Source organism: Streptomyces sp. NPDC055254, assembly GCF_053606025.1.
The window spans coordinates 13246-29103 of the sequence record NZ_JBSGQV010000037.1 but is presented as its reverse complement, the minus strand read 5'-3'; the positions used below and the strand labels follow the sequence as shown (position 1 = coordinate 29103).

16 protein-coding genes are annotated in these 15858 nt (G+C 71.2%); 10 read left to right on the top strand and 6 right to left on the bottom strand.

The window, feature by feature from the left end:
• Positions 1–8: 8 nt before the first annotated feature.
• The 7 genes from mshD to pstB all read left to right on the top strand — a co-directional run bounded on the left by mshD (position 9) and on the right by pstB (position 8975).
• Positions 9–938, top strand: coding sequence for a mycothiol synthase (mshD, locus tag ACWFQ8_RS26760; RefSeq protein ID WP_453788833.1), 930 nt, complete (start codon positions 9–11; stop codon positions 936–938).
• Between the two features lie 275 nt (positions 939–1213).
• Positions 1214–3469, top strand: coding sequence for an RNA degradosome polyphosphate kinase (locus ACWFQ8_RS26755; protein ID WP_453788832.1), 2256 nt, complete (start codon positions 1214–1216; stop codon positions 3467–3469).
• The gene (locus ACWFQ8_RS26750; protein ID WP_453788831.1) at positions 3450–4415 is read left to right on the top strand and encodes a CHAD domain-containing protein; all 966 of its coding nucleotides are present in this window, start codon (positions 3450–3452) and stop codon (positions 4413–4415) included. Before ACWFQ8_RS26755 ends, ACWFQ8_RS26750 begins: the two co-directional genes overlap by 20 nt.
• A gap of 418 nt (positions 4416–4833) precedes the next feature.
• Positions 4834–5970 carry a phosphate ABC transporter substrate-binding protein PstS gene (gene pstS / locus ACWFQ8_RS26745; protein WP_453788830.1) on the top strand — a complete coding sequence of 379 codons (1137 nt, stop codon included), beginning with the start codon at positions 4834–4836 and terminating at the stop codon, positions 5968–5970.
• Positions 5971–6097: 127 nt separating this feature from the next.
• Complete coding sequence (pstC, locus tag ACWFQ8_RS26740) at positions 6098–7087, top strand: phosphate ABC transporter permease subunit PstC (RefSeq protein WP_453788829.1); 990 nt, start codon at positions 6098–6100, stop codon at positions 7085–7087.
• Positions 7087–8169: a phosphate ABC transporter permease PstA gene (pstA, locus tag ACWFQ8_RS26735; RefSeq protein ID WP_453788828.1), complete on the top strand. Its 1083-nt coding sequence runs from the start codon at positions 7087–7089 to the stop codon at positions 8167–8169. The genes pstC and pstA overlap by 1 nt, the downstream gene beginning before the upstream one ends.
• Before the next feature lie 29 nt (positions 8170–8198).
• Positions 8199–8975 carry a phosphate ABC transporter ATP-binding protein PstB gene (gene pstB / locus ACWFQ8_RS26730; protein ID WP_453788827.1) on the top strand — a complete coding sequence of 259 codons (777 nt, stop codon included), beginning with the start codon at positions 8199–8201 and terminating at the stop codon, positions 8973–8975.
• Between the two features lie 210 nt (positions 8976–9185).
• On the opposite strand, the gene ACWFQ8_RS26725 is transcribed toward pstB, so the two are convergent.
• Positions 9186–10187 (bottom strand): anion permease, encoded by a 1002-nt coding sequence (locus ACWFQ8_RS26725; RefSeq protein WP_453788826.1) that lies wholly within the window; start codon positions 10185–10187, stop codon positions 9186–9188.
• A 5-nt stretch (positions 10188–10192) separates the two neighbouring features.
• Positions 10193–10813 carry a DUF47 domain-containing protein gene (locus ACWFQ8_RS26720; RefSeq protein WP_031145181.1) on the bottom strand — a complete coding sequence of 207 codons (621 nt, stop codon included), beginning with the start codon at positions 10811–10813 and terminating at the stop codon, positions 10193–10195.
• Positions 10814–11014: 201 nt separating this feature from the next.
• On the opposite strand from ACWFQ8_RS26720, the gene ACWFQ8_RS26715 reads away from it, so the two are divergent.
• The gene (locus ACWFQ8_RS26715; RefSeq protein WP_453788825.1) at positions 11015–11392 is read left to right on the top strand and encodes a metal-sensitive transcriptional regulator; all 378 of its coding nucleotides are present in this window, start codon (positions 11015–11017) and stop codon (positions 11390–11392) included.
• Between the two features lie 87 nt (positions 11393–11479).
• Here the strand turns inward: ACWFQ8_RS26715 and ACWFQ8_RS26710 are convergent, their stop codons facing one another.
• Positions 11480–11635 carry a hypothetical protein gene (locus ACWFQ8_RS26710; RefSeq protein WP_199808149.1) on the bottom strand — a complete coding sequence of 52 codons (156 nt, stop codon included), beginning with the start codon at positions 11633–11635 and terminating at the stop codon, positions 11480–11482.
• A 172-nt stretch (positions 11636–11807) separates the two neighbouring features.
• Positions 11808–12641, bottom strand: a complete 834-nt coding sequence (locus ACWFQ8_RS26705) for a hypothetical protein (protein WP_453788824.1) — start codon at positions 12639–12641, stop codon at positions 11808–11810.
• A gap of 165 nt (positions 12642–12806) precedes the next feature.
• On the opposite strand from ACWFQ8_RS26705, the gene ACWFQ8_RS26700 reads away from it, so the two are divergent.
• Together ACWFQ8_RS26700 and ACWFQ8_RS26695 are read left to right on the top strand one after the other, a co-directional pair.
• Complete coding sequence (locus tag ACWFQ8_RS26700) at positions 12807–13040, top strand: hypothetical protein (protein WP_453788823.1); 234 nt, start codon at positions 12807–12809, stop codon at positions 13038–13040.
• 196 nt (positions 13041–13236) lie between these two features.
• Complete coding sequence (locus ACWFQ8_RS26695; protein WP_453788822.1) at positions 13237–13467, top strand: hypothetical protein; 231 nt, start codon at positions 13237–13239, stop codon at positions 13465–13467.
• Positions 13468–13725: 258 nt separating this feature from the next.
• On the opposite strand, the gene ACWFQ8_RS26690 is transcribed toward ACWFQ8_RS26695, so the two are convergent.
• Complete coding sequence (locus tag ACWFQ8_RS26690) at positions 13726–14451, bottom strand: phosphatase PAP2 family protein (protein ID WP_453788821.1); 726 nt, start codon at positions 14449–14451, stop codon at positions 13726–13728.
• A 203-nt stretch (positions 14452–14654) separates the two neighbouring features.
• Entirely contained in the window at positions 14655–15662 is a 1008-nt protein-coding gene (locus tag ACWFQ8_RS26685; RefSeq protein ID WP_453788868.1) for a C40 family peptidase, read from the bottom strand.
• Positions 15663–15858 lie beyond the last annotated feature (196 nt).

Genomic DNA, 15858 nt, shown 5'->3' with positions numbered 1-15858 from the left:
CTCGTGCCATGACTGACGCAGCAGCGGCCCTGGAGCCCGGACGGCAGATTCAGACCCTCGACGAGCTGACGGAGGAACAGGCCGAAGCGGTCCTGGGCCTGATCGCGGAGGCCGCGCGCACGGACGGCACCACCGCCGTCTCGGAGCAGGGCCGCCTCCAGCTGCGCGGCGGCCCGCGCGCGGGCATCCGGCACTTCCTGCTCACCGAGAACGGCAGGCTCGCCGGCTACGGGCAACTGGAGGACACCGACCCGGTGGAGGCCCCGGCCGCCGAGCTCCTCGTCCACCCCTCGCTGCGCGGACGCGGCCACGGCCGGGCCCTCGGATCGGCGCTGCTGGCCGCCTCCGGCAAGCGGCTGCGGGTGTGGGCCCACGGCGGGAAGTCCGCCGCCCGGCACCTGGCGCAGGTACTCGGGCTGACCCTCTTCCGCGAGCTGCGCCAGCTGCGCCGGCCACTGGGCCCGGAGGCCGACCCGCTGCCGGAAGTGGTCCTCCCGGCCGGGGTGACGGTGCGCACCTTCGTCCCGGGCGCCGACGACGCGGCCTGGCTCGCGGCGAACGCGGCCGCTTTCGCCCACCACCCCGAGCAGGGATCACTGACGCAGCGGGACCTGAACGACCGGATCACGCAGCCGTGGTTCGACCCCCGCGGATTCTTCCTCGCCGAGCGCGCGGGGGAGCTCGTCGGCTTCCACTGGACCAAGGTGCACGCGGCGGAGCGGCTGGGCGAGGTGTACGTGGTCGGCGTCCGCCCGGGCGCCCAGGGCGGCGGCCTCGGCAAGGCCCTCACCTCCATCGGCCTCCACCACCTCGCGGACCGGGGCGTGCCGACCGCGATGCTCTACGTGGACGCCGACAACCCGGCGGCCCTCGCCGTCTACGAAGGCCTCGGCTTCACCACGCACGAGGTCGACCTCATGTACCGCACGGAAAGCTGACCCCCCGAGGCCCGGGGGCCGCGGCGCAGCGCCGCTCCTCCAGCCCCGCCGGCGTTCGAGGCGCGGGGGCCCGGGGGCAGCGCCCCCGGCAACAGCGCCGCACCGGCACGCCCCCGCCGGGCCCGGCGCGGCCGCACGGCACACCCGGGAAGCCACACGCCATTAACCACGCATTCAGAACCGCTTGCGACCCTCCCCCCATGTACCCGCGACTGCGGCTGACCGCCGACACCTCCGACGCGCCCGTTCTTCCGCGCGCGCGGAACAATGGAGTCATGAGCCACCAGCCCAGCGCGGGCCCCAGCGAGGTCCCGGCACAGCACCCGTCCGCCACGTCCGCGTCCCGGGCCGTCACCGGCTCCCACGCGCGGATAGGTTCCATCTCCGCGCACCGGCCGCACGTCGATCTCGAACCGGACCTCGACGCCGACCTGGACGCCTACGACGACAAGGACGGCGGCGAGCTCCCACCGGGCCGCTTCCTCGACCGGGAGCGCAGCTGGCTCGCCTTCAACGAGCGCGTGCTGGAGCTCGCCGAGGACCCGACGACCCCGCTGCTGGAGCGGGCGAACTTCCTGGCGATCTTCGCGAGCAACCTGGACGAGTTCTTCATGGTCCGCGTGGCCGGCCTCAAACGGCGTATCGCGACCGGCGTCGCCACCCGTTCGGCCTCGGGCCTCCAGCCCCGCGAGGTGCTCGACCTGATCTGGACGCGCTCGCGCGAGCTCATGGCCCGCCACGCCGCCTGCTTCCAGCAGGACATCTGCCCCGCGCTGGCCGAGGAGGGCGTCCACCTCATCCGCTGGCCGGACCTCACGGAGAAGGAGCAGGCCCGCCTCTTCACGCTGTTCCGGAACCAGATCTTCCCGGTACTGACCCCGCTGGCCGTGGACCCCGCGCACCCGTTCCCGTACATCTCGGGCCTCTCGCTCAACCTCGCCGTGGTCGTCCGCAACCCGGTCAGCGGCCACCGCCACTTCGCCCGGGTCAAGGTCCCACCGCTCCTCTCCCGCTTCCTGGAGGCCTCCCCGCAGCGCTACGTCCCGCTGGAGGACGTCATCGCCGCGCACCTGGAGGAGCTGTTCCCCGGCATGGAGGTGCTCGCGCACCACATGTTCCGCGTGACCCGCAACGAGGACCTGGAAGTGGAGGAGGACGACGCCGAGAACCTGCTCCAGGCCCTGGAGAAGGAGCTCATGCGGCGCCGCTTCGGCCCGCCCGTGCGCCTGGAGGTCGAGGAGTCCATCGACCCGGGCGTCCTGGACCTCCTCGTGCAGGAGCTGAAGGTCAACGCCTCCGAGGTGTACCCGCTGCCCGGACCGCTGGACCTCACCGCGCTCTTCGGCATCGCCTCCCTGGACCGGCCCGAGCTGAAGTTCCCGAAGTTCATCGGCGGCACCCACCGGGACCTCGCCGAGGTGGAGTCCGCGTCCGCGCCCGACATCTTCGCCGCGCTGCGCGAGCGGGACGTCCTGCTGCACCACCCGTACGACTCCTTCTCCACCTCGGTGCAGGCCTTCCTGGAGCAGGCCGCCGCCGACCCGGACGTCCTCGCGATCAAGCAGACGCTGTACCGGACCTCGGGCGACTCCCCGATCGTCGACGCCCTGGTCGACGCCGCCGACTCCGGCAAGCAGGTCCTCGTACTCGTCGAGATCAAGGCCCGCTTCGACGAGCAGGCCAACATCAAGTGGGCGCGCAAGCTGGAGGAGTCCGGCTGCCACGTCGTCTACGGGCTGGTCGGCCTCAAGACCCACTGCAAGCTGTCCCTCGTCGTCCGCCAGGAGGGCGACCAGCTGCGCCGCTACTCGCACGTCGGCACGGGCAACTACCACCCCAAGACCGCCCGGCTCTACGAGGACCTCGGTCTGCTCACCGCCGACCCGCAGGTCGGCGCGGACCTCTCCGACCTCTTCAACCGGCTGTCCGGCTACTCACGGCGCGAGACCTACCGCCGGCTCATGGTGGCCCCCCGCTCGCTGCGCGACGGCCTGATCGCACGGATCGACAAGGAGACCGCCCACCACCGGGCCGGCCGCCCCGCCTACGTGCGCCTGAAGATGAACTCGATCGTCGACGAGGCACTGATCGACGCCCTCTACCGGGCCTCCCGCGCGGGCGTCCCCGTGGACATCTGGGTCCGCGGGATCTGCGCGGCGCGCCCCGGGGTCACCGGGCTGTCCGAGAACATCCGGGTCCGCTCGATCCTGGGGCGCTTCCTGGAGCACTCCCGGGTCTTCGCCTTCGGCAACGGCGGCGAGCCCGAGGTGTGGATCGGCAGCGCCGACATGATGCACCGCAACCTCGACCGCCGAATCGAAGCACTGGTCAGGGTCGCCGACCCGGCCCACCGCGCGGCACTGGACCGGCTGCTGGAGACCGGCATGTCCGACGCCACCTCCTCCTGGCACCTGGGACCGGACGGCGAATGGACCCGGCACAGCACGGACCAGGAAGGGCAGCCGCTGCGGCACGTACAGGAGATGCTCATAGACGCCCGGAGGCGCCGGCGTGGCTCAGCCAAACCATGACCCGATGGCGGACGCCGGCGAGGTGCTCGGCGCCTACCTCCGCTCCCAGGCCACCGCTTTCCTGCGCGGGCTCCGCCTGCACGAGGCGAGCGCGGCCGGCGGGGCGAACGGGGCCGACGCCGCCGGAGCCGGCGAGGCGGCGCGCGGCCTGCGGGGCGCCGCACGCCGCATCAGCGGATCGCTGGCCACCTTCCGGGGGGTGACCGAGTCCTCCTGGGCCGACGGGCTGCGCACCGAGCTGGTGTGGCTCTCCTCGACGCTGGCCGACGAGCACGCGTACGCCGACCGGCTCGCCCGGCTCATGGACGCCCTGCACCGGTTGTCGGGGGCCCCCGAGGTCCCCTCGCCCCGGGGCTCGGCGGGGGCGCTCACGGTGGGCGCGGCGCGCGCCGGCGCACTGCTGGAACGCCAACTGAACCTGGCCCGCACGCGCGCCCACTCGGCCGGCCTCCAGGCCCTGGGCTCCGCCCGCTTCCACGCGGTGGCGGACGCGGTGGCGTTACTGGCCTCGGAGGTGCCGCTGAATCCGGTCGCGGCGCGCGGGAAGATCGCGGACGTACTGGTCCCCTTGGCAGCGGTGGCCGAAACCCGCCTGTCCGCGTCGGTCGCGGCGCTGCCGTCCACCGAGGACGCGCACCCGTACAACGCGGAGCACGACGGGCGCTGGCACGAGGTGCGCCGCCTGCTGCGGGTGCACCGGTACGCGCGGGAAGTACTGGGCGAGGACGTGACCCGGCTGGCGGCGGCGGGCGAGACCCTGGACCGCCACCGGGACGCCGCCGAGGCCGCGGCCGCCTCCGCGACGGCCGCCCGCACCCCGCGCATCGCCCCTGCGACGGCATACGCCCTCGGCGTGCTGCACGCCGACCAGCGCCACGAGGTCGAGGCGGCCCGGTACGCCTTCCAGCTGCTCTGGCTCCCGGAACCGGCGGCGACGACGGGCTGACGGACCGACGGCGGCCTACGGCGACCGACCGCGCCCGCCGACGGGCCGCCCGACGGCGGCCTGTGCGGGCGGCCGCCGGCGCGAAGCCGGGCGAGGCCGCGCGAGGTGGGGGGAGGCCGGGGACAATGGTGGCCAGAAATCATCGGCGCAACCGCACCCCAATGTCACGCCCCGATAACGGCCGGACAACAGATCCTTACGCTCCGGTGCGCATTCGGGCTACCGCACCAGGCCGTCCGCCACGGTTCACCGTCCGTTCACTCTTCCCGGTCGGCCACTTCACCTGTTCTGCCTAATTTCGGAGGTGCACGGTGCGAGTCGCCCGCAGGACGAGCCGCTCCCGCGCACACCGTAGTCCTCTTCGCACGCCGCCCCGATACAGAAAGCGGCCGGCGGCTTCTGGAAGGAACACCCGAAAGTGAAGCTTCAGCGCAAGAACCGGCTTCGTGCCTCGGCCCTCGGGGCCCTCGTCGTGTCCGGTGCCCTGGTTCTCACGGCGTGCGGCTCGGACGACAACACCCAGGGCGCCGACGGCTCGGCCAAGCCCTCCGCGGCGGCCGCGGGCGACATCAAGTGCGACGGCGCCAAGGGCAAGCTCCTGGCCTCCGGCTCCTCCGCCCAGAAGAACGCGGTCGACCTGTGGGTGAAGAACTACATGGCGGCCTGCTCCGGCGTCGAGGTGAACTACAAGTCCTCCTCCTCCGGTGAGGGCATCGTCGCCTTCAACCAGGGCACCGTCGGTTTCGCCGGCTCCGACTCCGCGCTGAAGCCGGAGCAGGTCGAGGAGTCGAAGAAGATCTGCACCGGTGGCCAGGGCATCAACCTCCCGATGGTCGGCGGCCCCGTCGCGCTCGGCTTCAACGTCGCCGGCGTGGACAAGCTGACCCTCGACGCCGCCACGGTCGCCAACATCTTCAACGACAAGATCAAGAAGTGGGACGACGAGGCGATCAAGAAGCTCAACCCGGGCGTCACGCTTCCCTCCACCGCCATCCAGGCCTTCCACCGCTCCGACGACTCGGGCACCACCGAGAACGTCACCAAGTACCTCAAGGCCGCCGCCCCCGACGCGTGGCCGCACGAGCCCGCCAAGAAGTGGGCCGCCCCCGGCGGCCAGGCCGCCTCCGGCTCGGCCGGCGTCGCCACCCAGGTCAAGGCCGTCGACGGTGCGATCGGCTACTTCGAGCTCTCCTTCGCCAGCTCGCAGAGCATCAAGACCGTCGACGTGAACACGGGCGCCGCCGCCCCGGTCAAGGCCACCGGTGAGAACGCCTCCAAGGCCATCGCCGCCGCCAAGATCGCCGGCACCGGCTCCGACCTGGCGCTCAAGCTCGACTACGCCACCAAGGCCGAGGGCGCCTACCCGCTGGTCCTGGTGACCTACGAGGTCGTCTGCGACAAGGGCAACAAGGCCGACACCCTCGCCACCGTGAAGTCCTTCCTGAACTACACCGCCTCGGACGCGGGCCAGAAGGTCCTCCTGGAGAACGGCTACGCGCCCATCCCCGCCGAGATCAACGCCAAGGTCCGCGAAGTCGTCGCCTCGCTGGCCTGAGTCCCGACCCCTGGCCCGGTCCGCCCCCCGTCCGGGGCGGACCGGCCCGGGAACCCTCCCCCCTCCACCCGGGGGAATCCGGTGCACCGCCGCCCGGGGGCACGCCCCCACTCAGACCGGAAAGACCATGGTTTCCACCACACCCACCCCGATAGACACGGCTCCGCCGGTCTCCAAGAGCGCGAGGTCCACCGGCCGCGCCGGTGACAAGATCTTCGCCGGGCTCTCCAAGGGCTCCGGCATCCTGCTCCTGGTGATCATGGCGTCGATCGCCGCCTTCCTCACCTACCGCGCGGCCATCGCGCTGTCGAAGAACGAGGGCAACTTCCTCACCACCTTCGACTGGAACGCGTCGGCCAACCCTCCCGTCTTCGGCATCGCCGTCCTGCTCTTCGGCACCGTCGTCAGCTCGATCATCGCGATGGCCATCGCGGTTCCGATCGCCGTCGGCATCGCCCTCTTCATCTCCCACTACGCGCCGCGCAAGCTGGCCTCGCCCCTCGCCTACGTGGTCGACCTGCTGGCCGCCGTGCCCTCGATCATCTACGGCATCTGGGGCGCCCTCTTCCTCGTCCCGCAGCTGAACGGCCTGAACCTCTGGCTGGACGAGTACCTGGGCTGGACCTACGTCTTCGAGAAGACCCAGATCGGCGTCGCCCGCTCGCTCTTCACCGTCGGCATCCTGCTCGCGATCATGATCCTGCCGATCGTGACCAGCGTCAGCCGCGAGGTCTTCCTCCAGGTCCCGCGCATGAACGAGGAGGCCGCCCTGGCCCTCGGCGCGACCCGCTGGGAGGTCATCCGCATATCGGTGCTGCCCTTCGGCCGCTCCGGCGTCATCTCCGCCTCGATGCTCGGCCTCGGCCGCGCCCTCGGCGAGACCATGGCCGTCGCCACCGTCCTCTCCCCGAGCTTCCTGATCTCGCTCCACGTCCTGAACCCGGGCGGCGGAACCTTCGCGCAGAACATCGCCGCGAAGTTCGACGAGGCCAACGAGTTCGGCCGGGACGCGCTGATCGCCTCCGGTCTGGTCCTCTTCCTGCTCACCCTGCTGGTCAACGGTGCAGCTCGGCTGATCATCGCTCGCCGCAAGGACTTCTCGGGGGCGAACGCCTGATGAGCCACGCACTCCAGGACCAGCGGCCCACCCGGGCCACCAGGTCCGCCGCCCCCGCCGGCCTCACCCGGGGCGGCCTGCCCCGCTGGGCCCCGGCCGCCATCGCGGTCCTCTCGATCGTCCTCGGCAGCGGCCTCGGCCTCCTCTTCGACCTGCACAGCAAGATCCAGTGGGGCCTGCTCGCCGCCCTGCTCTTCGTCGTCGTCACCTACACCGCCAGCGCGATCGTCGAGAACCGCCGGCAGGCCAAGGACCGCGTCGCGACCTCCGTCATGTGGGTCTGCTTCGTCCTCGCGGTCATCCCGCTGCTCTCCCTGATGTGGACCACGATCAGCCGCGGCCTGGAGGCCTTCGACGGGGACTTCCTCACCCACTCGATGAACGGCGTGACCAGCTTCGAGGAGGGCGGCGGCGTCTACCACGCGCTGCTCGGAACCATCGAGCAGGTCGCCCTCGCCACCCTGATCGCGGCGCCCATCGGCCTGCTGACCGCCGTCTACCTCGTCGAGTACGGCACGGGCTCGCTCGCCAGGGCCGTCACGTTCTTCGTCGACGTCATGACGGGCATCCCCTCCATCGTCGCGGGTCTGTTCATCCTGACGACGTGGAACCTGATGCTCGGCTTCGGTCCCTCCGGCTTCGCCGGCGCGATGGCCCTGTCGATCCTGATGATGCCCGTCGTGGTCCGCTCCACCGAAGAGATGCTCAAGCTCGTCCCGAACGAGCTGCGCGAAGCCGCCCTGGCCCTCGGCGTGCCGAAGTGGCGCATGATCCTCAAGGTCGTGCTCCCCACCGCCATCGGCGGCATCTCCACCGGTGTCATGCTGGCCGTGGCCCGCATCGCCGGCGAGACCGCGCCGATCATGCTGCTGGTCTTCGGTTCCCAGCTGATCAACGGCAACCCGTTCGAAGGCGCTCAGTCCTCGCTCCCCCTCTACATCTGGGAGCAGTACAAGGTCGGCAGTGAAGCCTCCTACGACCGGGCATGGGCCGCAGCGCTCGTCCTGATCGCCTTCGTCATGATCCTCAATCTGGTGGCCCGCGGCATAGCCCGCTGGAAGGCCCCGAAGACCGGCCGCTGACCGCGGCTACGAAAGAAGCAGTGATTTTCATGGCGAAGCGAATCGACGTCAGCGGACTCTCGGCCTTCTACGGCACCCACAAGGCCATCGACGACATCTCGATGACCGTGGAACCCCGCTCCGTGACCGCCTTCATCGGCCCGTCCGGCTGCGGCAAGTCCACCTTCCTGCGCACCCTCAACCGCATGCACGAGGTCACCCCCGGGGGCCGCGTCGAGGGCAAGGTCCTGCTGGACGACGAGAACCTGTACGGCACCGGCGTGGACCCCGTCGCGGTCCGCCGCACCGTCGGCATGGTCTTCCAGCGCCCGAACCCCTTCCCCACCATGTCGATCTTCGACAACGTGGCGGCGGGCCTGCGGCTGAACGGCAACTTCAAGAAGTCCGAGCTGGCCGACATCGTGGAGAAGTCCCTCCAGGGCGCCAACCTCTGGAACGAGGTCAAGGACCGCCTGAACAAGCCGGGCTCCGGCCTCTCCGGCGGCCAGCAGCAGCGCCTGTGCATCGCCCGTGCCATCGCGGTCGAGCCCCAGGTCCTGCTGATGGACGAGCCCTGCTCGGCCCTGGACCCGATCTCCACCCTGGCCATCGAGGACCTGGTCGGCGAGCTCAAGGAGCGCTTCACGATCGTCATCGTGACGCACAACATGCAGCAGGCGGCCCGCGTCTCGGACCGCACCGCCTTCTTCAACCTCTCGGCCGTAGGCCAGCCCGGCAAGCTGATCGAGATCGACGACACGGACCGGATCTTCTCGAACCCGTCCGTGCAGGCGACCGAGGACTACATCTCCGGCCGCTTCGGCTAGACCGGACCCGACGTCATGCGGCCGCGCGCCGCGTGAGCAGACGTCCTGCGGTGCTGCATGGCGGTGCCACCGCGAGGCGAAAGAAAGAAGGGCCGGCTCCCCCTGGGTGGGGGGAGCCGGCCCGCTTTCGTATCCGTACGGCCGTCGGGCCGTCATGCGATCACGCCGTCACGCCGTCATGCGGTCACGCGACCAGGGGCGGTCGGACCGTCAGCTCACGAAGGCGAGGTTCACGATCCAGAAGCTGACCGCGGCCACCAGGGCCGCCGCCGGCATCGTGATGAACCAGCCGAGGATGATGTTCTTCGCCACGCCCCAGCGGACCGCGTTCACCCGCTTCGTGGCGCCCACGCCCATGATCGCCGAGGTGATCACGTGGGTGGTGGAGATCGGCGCGTGGAAGAGGAACGCCGAACCGAACATGATCGAGGCACCGGTGGTCTCGGCCGCGAAGCCCTGCGGCGGGTCCAGCTCGATGATCTTGCGGCCCAGGGTGCGCATGATGCGCCAGCCGCCCGCGTACGTACCCAGCGAGAGCATCACCGCGCAGGCGACCTTGACCCAGATCGGAATCGCCGCGTCGGCCGTCTGCACGTCGGCGATGACCAGCGCCATCACCACGATGCCCATGGTCTTCTGCGCGTCCTGGAGACCGTGGCCCAGCGCCATGGCCGCCGCCGACACCGTCTGCGCGATACGGAAACCGCGCTTGGCCTTGTGCGGGTTGGCGCGGCGGAACATCCACAGGATGACGACCATCACCAGGTAGCCGGCCACGAGGCCGACGACCGGCGAGACGAACATCGGGATGACGACCTTGTCGATGACGCCGTCCCACAGGACGCCGATGCCGCCCGCCAGCGCCGCACCCACCATGCCGCCGAACAGCGCGTGCGAGGAGGACGAGGGCAGGCCGAAGTACCAGGTGATCAGGTTCCAGACGATCGCGCCGACCAGCGCCGCGAAGAGGATCCACATGCCCCGGGTGCCGTGGGGCGTCTCGATCAGGCCCTTGCTGACGGTCTTGGCGACCCCGCTGCCCAGGAAGGCGCCGGCGAGGTTCATCACCGCCGCCATCGCGAGCGCCGCGCGCGGGGTCAGCGCGCGGGTCGAGACCGAGGTCGCGATGGCGTTCGCCGAGTCGTGGAAACCGTTGGTGTACGTGAAACCGAGCGCGACACCGATGGTCACGATCAGAGCGAAGGTGTCCACGAGGTTCAGGACTCCTTGACCGCGATGGTCTCCACCGTGTTCGCGACGTGCTCGAACGCGTCGGCCGCCTCTTCGAGCACGTCGACGATCTGCTTGAGCTTGAGCACCTCCATGGCGTCGTACTTGCCGTTGAAGAGCTGGGCGAGCAGCTTGCGGTGGATCTGGTCCGCCTGGTTCTCCAGCCGGTTGACCTCGATCCAGTACTCGGTGAGGTTGTCCATCGTCCGCAGGTGCGGCATGGCCTCGGCGGTCAGCTCGGCCGCCCGCGCCAGGACCTCGATCTGCTGCTCGACGCCCTTGGGGAGCTCCTCCACGTTGTAGAGGACGACCAGGTCGACCGCCTCCTCCATGAAGTCCATGATGTCGTCGAGCGACGAGGCCAGGTTGTAGATGTCCTCGCGGTCGAACGGCGTGATGAAGGAGGAGTTCAGCTGGTGGAAGATCGCGTGCGTCGCGTCGTCTCCCGCGTGCTCCGCCGCCCGCATCCGCTCCGCGATCTCGACCCGGGCGGAGGAGTCCGCTCCGAGCAGTTCCATGAGGAGCTTGGAGCCCGTGACGATGTTGTCCGCGGATGCGGCGAACATGTCGTAGAAGCTCGTCTCCCTGGGGGTCAGACGAAATCGCACGTGAGGTCCTCGGGGTGCATTGGATTCGGTCAGGCTGATGCTAGGCGCATCCCCCGGCCACGGCTAACCGGCCGTTCCCCAGTGTCCTCCATCGGACAGAGCGAGGACCACGGACCCCTGTCGCTCCAGGCGGAGCCCAGTACCCTATACCCATGAGGGGTATGCGGGTACGCATCCCTCGATCCGGACACGGGAGGACGCATGACGACCATCGAGGCGGAGGGCCCCGGAGCCGACTCCGGCACGCCCGCGACCGCGACCGACCCGGCGGCCGCCCCGATGGGCCCGACCGGCCCCGTCCACGGCTACCACCACCAGAAGGCCGAGCACCTCAAGCGGCTGCGCCGGATCGAGGGCCAGATCCGCGGTCTCCAGCGGCTCGTCGACGAGGACGTCTACTGCATCGACATACTCACCCAGGTCTCCGCGAGCACCAAGGCCCTCCAGTCCTTCGCGCTCCAGCTCCTGGAGGAGCACCTGCGCCACTGCGTCGCGGACGCGGCGGTCAAGGGCGGCACCGAGATCGACACCAAGGTCGAAGAGGCCACCAAGGCCATCGCCCGCCTCCTGCGCACGTAGCCGGCCGGGGCGGGGCTCGGTCCGCAGGACACGGGCGCGGGACACGGCCGCGGGGCGGGGCCGGCGCGGGCGCTCGCACAGCGGGGGTCAGCCGGACCAGATGCCCATCAGCACCTCGTCGATCCGGTCCTGGCTGAGCCGCTCCTCGGCCGCCGCCGAAGCCGCGATGATCAGCTCACCGCACAGCTCGATCTCGGCGAGGGCCACGTGGTCCTGGACCGTCGTACCGCCTGCGGGAGTCACGCGTGTCACCTCGATCTGCCGTCACCGGTCTGCCCTCCGCGCGGTCCGGACCACCCCGCGCCACTCCGCTCTCAGCGTAGGGAGCACCGCCCGTTCCGCGCATGACACGGATGGACCATTTCCGGATACCGGCCCATGACCCGATCGCGTCCCTCCGCCGCCGCCCGCACGCCTATTCGGCGATCTTCCCGGCGAAAATGTCCCCGCTCGGGGGCAATACGACGGTCACCGGCGTCCCGAACCCGTACAGCAGCGTCGTCGACGAGACATCGATCACGCCATTGTTCACATAGGTGAAACGGTGCCGGACCTTCCGCAACCGGCCCTCCTCGTCCAGGTACGCGTCGAACGGCACGGTGTCCGTGCTGAACCCTTTCGCCGCCGCCTCCAGCGCTCCCCGCACCTCCACCGAGGCGCTCCGCGCGGCCCGCCCGATGTCGGTGGTCCCCCGGTAGTGCCGCACCTTGGTGCCCGCCACCTCGGTCTCCCCGACGTACGTCACCTCCTGCGCGCCCCGCAGCAGCTCGGCCGCGGTCATCGGGTCGGTCGCCCCGCCCGTGACCAGGTTCCCGTCGGCGAGGGCGGTCGTATCGACCCGCACCCACTTGTCGGCGGGCACCCCCGCGCCCCGGTTCTTCATGTAGAGCGCGCCGGGAGCGAGCAGTTCGGTGATGGGCCGGTGGCCGGGCTTGCCGGTCACGTCGGCCGGCAGCATCACCAGGAGCTGTCCCATCCGGGTCTTGAAGTCGACCCCGCCCTCGCCGCGGATCGTGACCCGGGTCCCGCCGGTGGCCATTTCCATGGCCGTACGGGCCCGGGCGCTGCCGGTCCTCGACAGCACGTCGGCGGCCCCGCGGACCACCGCCGCCGGGTCCGCCGCCGGAGGCCGGTCGTCGCCGCCGGTGCCCGCGCACCCGCTCATCGCCGTGACCGCCAGCGCGACGCCCGCGGCGAGCACCGCCTCACCCGTACGTCCACGCCGCCGCCTGTGCTGGTGCACCACCATCGCCTGCCAACCCCCAACGCGTGACCGCTGTTTGCCCGAGGCCCCCACCCGCTCCGGTTAACGAGGTCCGGGGTTTCCCGTCACGGGCCGGGATCCTCCCCGGCCCGTGCCCGGCCCGTGCCCGGCCCGTGCCCGGCCCGTGCCCGGCCCGGGTACGGTGGGGATGTGGAACCGCACACCGCAGCGACGCCGCTCCCTCCGCTTCCTCCGCCCACCGCCGCGCCGCTCCCCCGGCCGCAGTCCGCGTCGCCCGACGGGCACACCGGGATCGGCCACACCACCTCCACCGCCGAACGCGGCTCGTTCTGCCTGGCCGTCTGCTCCTGCGGCTGGTCCGGCCCGGCCCGCCGCTCCCGCGACCTGGCCCGCAGGGACGCCGCCCGCCACACGTCCGGCTGACCCGCCCTCCCCGCCACGGCCCGCCCTCGCCACGACGCGACCCCCGCCCGCCGACCCGGAACCCTCCCCGGGGCGCCCGGTACGCCCCCGGCGCGGAGCCCCGGCGGACCTGGGCCGGTCGTGCCGGGTACGGGGGTGCTCACCCGATCGGACGGCCCGGCTGGCCGGGGTCCGGCGGAGCGGATGCCCTTGACTCATGCCAGGACCCGCCGCGCGCTTCACCGCCCTCCTGTGGGCCCTGCTCCTCACCTTCGCCCCCGCCGCCGCGGCCTGGGCCCGCCCCGCGGGCTCGGCGGACGGCCCCGCGGACGTGGCCCTGGCCATCGGACTCACCGCGGCCGCGGCCGCCGCCACCGGCCTCTGGCTGCGCTACCGCTACCGCCGCGACGCCGGGGACGGCCGCAGCGCCGAGCGCGGTGACCGGTGACCCCGCGCTCCCGCCCGCCCGCGGTACTGCTGTGTTTCGCCGCCGCGGCACTGTGCCTGCTGGTGGCCGTACTGCTCGCGCTCCGGGACTCGTACGCCCCCACCTGAGCCGGCCTCCCGAACAGCCGGACAACCGGGCGGTAGGCAGACGGACAGACGGACAGACGGACAGACGGACAGACGGACAGACGGCCAGAAGCACAGCACGCGGGCAGACAGGCGTCGAGCCGAGCCCCAGCCCGAGCCGCCCCCGGCCGGCCTAAGCGGCGAGGTCGCTCTCGCGGGTCCGGTCCCCCGGCGGCGTCGGGGCCTGGGCCAGGCCCACCGCGAGCGGGACCGCCCGCCCCTCGGCCCGCACCAGCCACCCCAGCCGCGGCGAGCGGGCCACCGCCCGCACGACCGGGTTCAGCAGTGCCATCGCGAGCGGCGCCGGCACCAGCACCACGGCGGTGCCGAGCGCGAAGCCGCCGATCACGTCGGTCGGGTAGTGGACCCCCATGTAGAGGCGCGAGAAGCCTTCGGCGAGGGCCAGCCCGAGTCCGACGAACCCGAGCCCGCGGTGGGCCACGAACAGGCCGACGCCCAGCGCCATCGCGAGGGTGGAGTGGTCGCTGACGAAGGAGAAGTCCGTCTCCGCGAATCCCGCGCCGAAGCCGGGGTCGACCACCAGCAGCCCCTCGTGCGTCAGGAACGGCCGTGGCCGCCCGACGAATTCGCGCAGCGGGACGTTCACCACGAGGGCCAGCGCGGCGGCCAGCGGGGCCCAGACCAGCGCGGCGAACGCCTCGACGGCGGTGGTCTCGTCCTGCCGTCGCGTGCCGCGCCAGCACCACAGGACCAGGAGCACCAGGGCCAGCAGGATCCCGTACTCACCGATCAGGGCCACGGCCCGGTCCACCAGCGGCGGGGCCTGCCGCGCCAGTTCGTTGATCTCGTACAGCAGGCTGACATCCACGTTCGGCCCACCGGTCGTGAGTCCAGCCATGGCGATGCGGCCCCTTGCTCTTGCCGTGGTTCCCCTGCGGGCACACGCCGGTGTGCACCCCTGACCCCCTGCGTGATCACACTCTCCGCCCATGGAACGCCCGTTCTGGCGACTACGTTCCACTCTCCACCGAATGATCACTCCAACGTTATCGAAGAGTGACTCATCGTCGCAGCTCAAGGCCTTGGCATCACAGAGAGTTGCTACGGCGCGGGAGTCCCCGCCGGGCGCTCCGGAAGCGCCTCCGCGCCGTCCTTCGTCACCCGCGTCGCACCGAAGTAGTCCGGGGTGTCGATCTTGTCGAAGCGAATCACGGCACCGGTGAAGGGGGCGTTGATCATGTAGCCGCCGCCCACGTACAGGCCGACGTGCCGGATGTCCCGAGAGTTCGTCAGATCATCGGAGAAGAACACGAGGTCGCCGGGCAGGAGTTCAGCGCGCGAGGGGTGCGAACCGGCGTTGTACTGGTCGTTCGCCACGCGCGGCAGCTCGATCCCCACCGTCTCGTACGCCGCCTTGGTCAGCCCCGAGCAGTCGAACCTGCCGTTCTGGTCGGGCGTTCCGTTGCCACCCCACAGATAGGGCGTGCCGAGCTGCTTCTGCGCGAAGTAGATCGCCCCCGCCGCCTGTTGGGAGGGCGCGACCCGTCCCACCGGCTTCGCGAAGCTGCGCGCCAGCGTCGTGATCGTCTTCACATAGCCCTGGGTCTCCTTGTACGGGGGCACCCCGCCGTACTTGATGACCGCGTAGGCACCCGCGTTGTAGGCGGCGAGCATGTTCGACGTCGCGTCCCCGGGCACGCTCGCCACGTCTTTGGACAGCTGGCAGTCGTAGGACGCCGCCGACGGGATCGCGTCGTTGGGGTCCCAGATGTCCCGGTCCCCGTCCCCGTCCCCGTCGATTCCGTGTCCCGCCCAGGTACCGGGGATGAACTGCGCGATGCCGCGCGCGTCCGCCGGGCTGACGGCGCTCGGGTTCCAGCCGCTCTCCGAGTACAGCTGCGCGGCGAGCAGCGCCGGGTTGATGGCCGGGCAGAGGGTGCCCCACTTCTCCACCAGCGACTGGTACTTGGCGGGGACCGCCCCCTTCACGAGCCCCACCGTGCGACCGCCCGCCCCCGCGCCCACGAGCCCCGCCGCGGCCGAGTACGTCCCCACGACGAGCAACAAGAGGAAGCTCAGGCAGAGCCCGATCCCGATCCCGCCGGCCATCCAGAATCTGCGCACCCGTCAACCCTCCCCCATCGTTAACGCTTTTCGGCGTGATTCGCCCGTGTCGCCTGTCTTACTAGCCCACTTGCTACGCCCCCTGCTACGCGTCCCCCGCCACGCCCCCCGGAAACCGGCGCGGGCGGTGCTCGCGTACGTGCTGGACCCATCCTCGACGCGACAGAAGACGACCGTCCAG

Coding starts and splice junctions, on each gene's coding strand:
- ACWFQ8_RS26705 (WP_453788824.1), bottom strand. CDS start 12,641: ATGGTGGTGCACCAGCACAGGCGGCGGCGTGGACGTACGGGTGAGGCG.
- ACWFQ8_RS26690 (WP_453788821.1), bottom strand. CDS start 14,451: ATGGCTGGACTCACGACCGGTGGGCCGAACGTGGATGTCAGCCTGCTG.
- pstA (WP_453788828.1), top strand. CDS start 7,087: ATGAGCCACGCACTCCAGGACCAGCGGCCCACCCGGGCCACCAGGTCC.
- pstC (WP_453788829.1), top strand. CDS start 6,098: ATGGTTTCCACCACACCCACCCCGATAGACACGGCTCCGCCGGTCTCC.
- mshD (WP_453788833.1), top strand. CDS start 9: ATGACTGACGCAGCAGCGGCCCTGGAGCCCGGACGGCAGATTCAGACC.
- ACWFQ8_RS26685 (WP_453788868.1), bottom strand. CDS start 15,662: ATGGCCGGCGGGATCGGGATCGGGCTCTGCCTGAGCTTCCTCTTGTTG.
- ACWFQ8_RS26715 (WP_453788825.1), top strand. CDS start 11,015: ATGACGACCATCGAGGCGGAGGGCCCCGGAGCCGACTCCGGCACGCCC.
- ACWFQ8_RS26755 (WP_453788832.1), top strand. CDS start 1,214: ATGAGCCACCAGCCCAGCGCGGGCCCCAGCGAGGTCCCGGCACAGCAC.
- ACWFQ8_RS26695 (WP_453788822.1), top strand. CDS start 13,237: ATGCCAGGACCCGCCGCGCGCTTCACCGCCCTCCTGTGGGCCCTGCTC.
- pstB (WP_453788827.1), top strand. CDS start 8,199: ATGGCGAAGCGAATCGACGTCAGCGGACTCTCGGCCTTCTACGGCACC.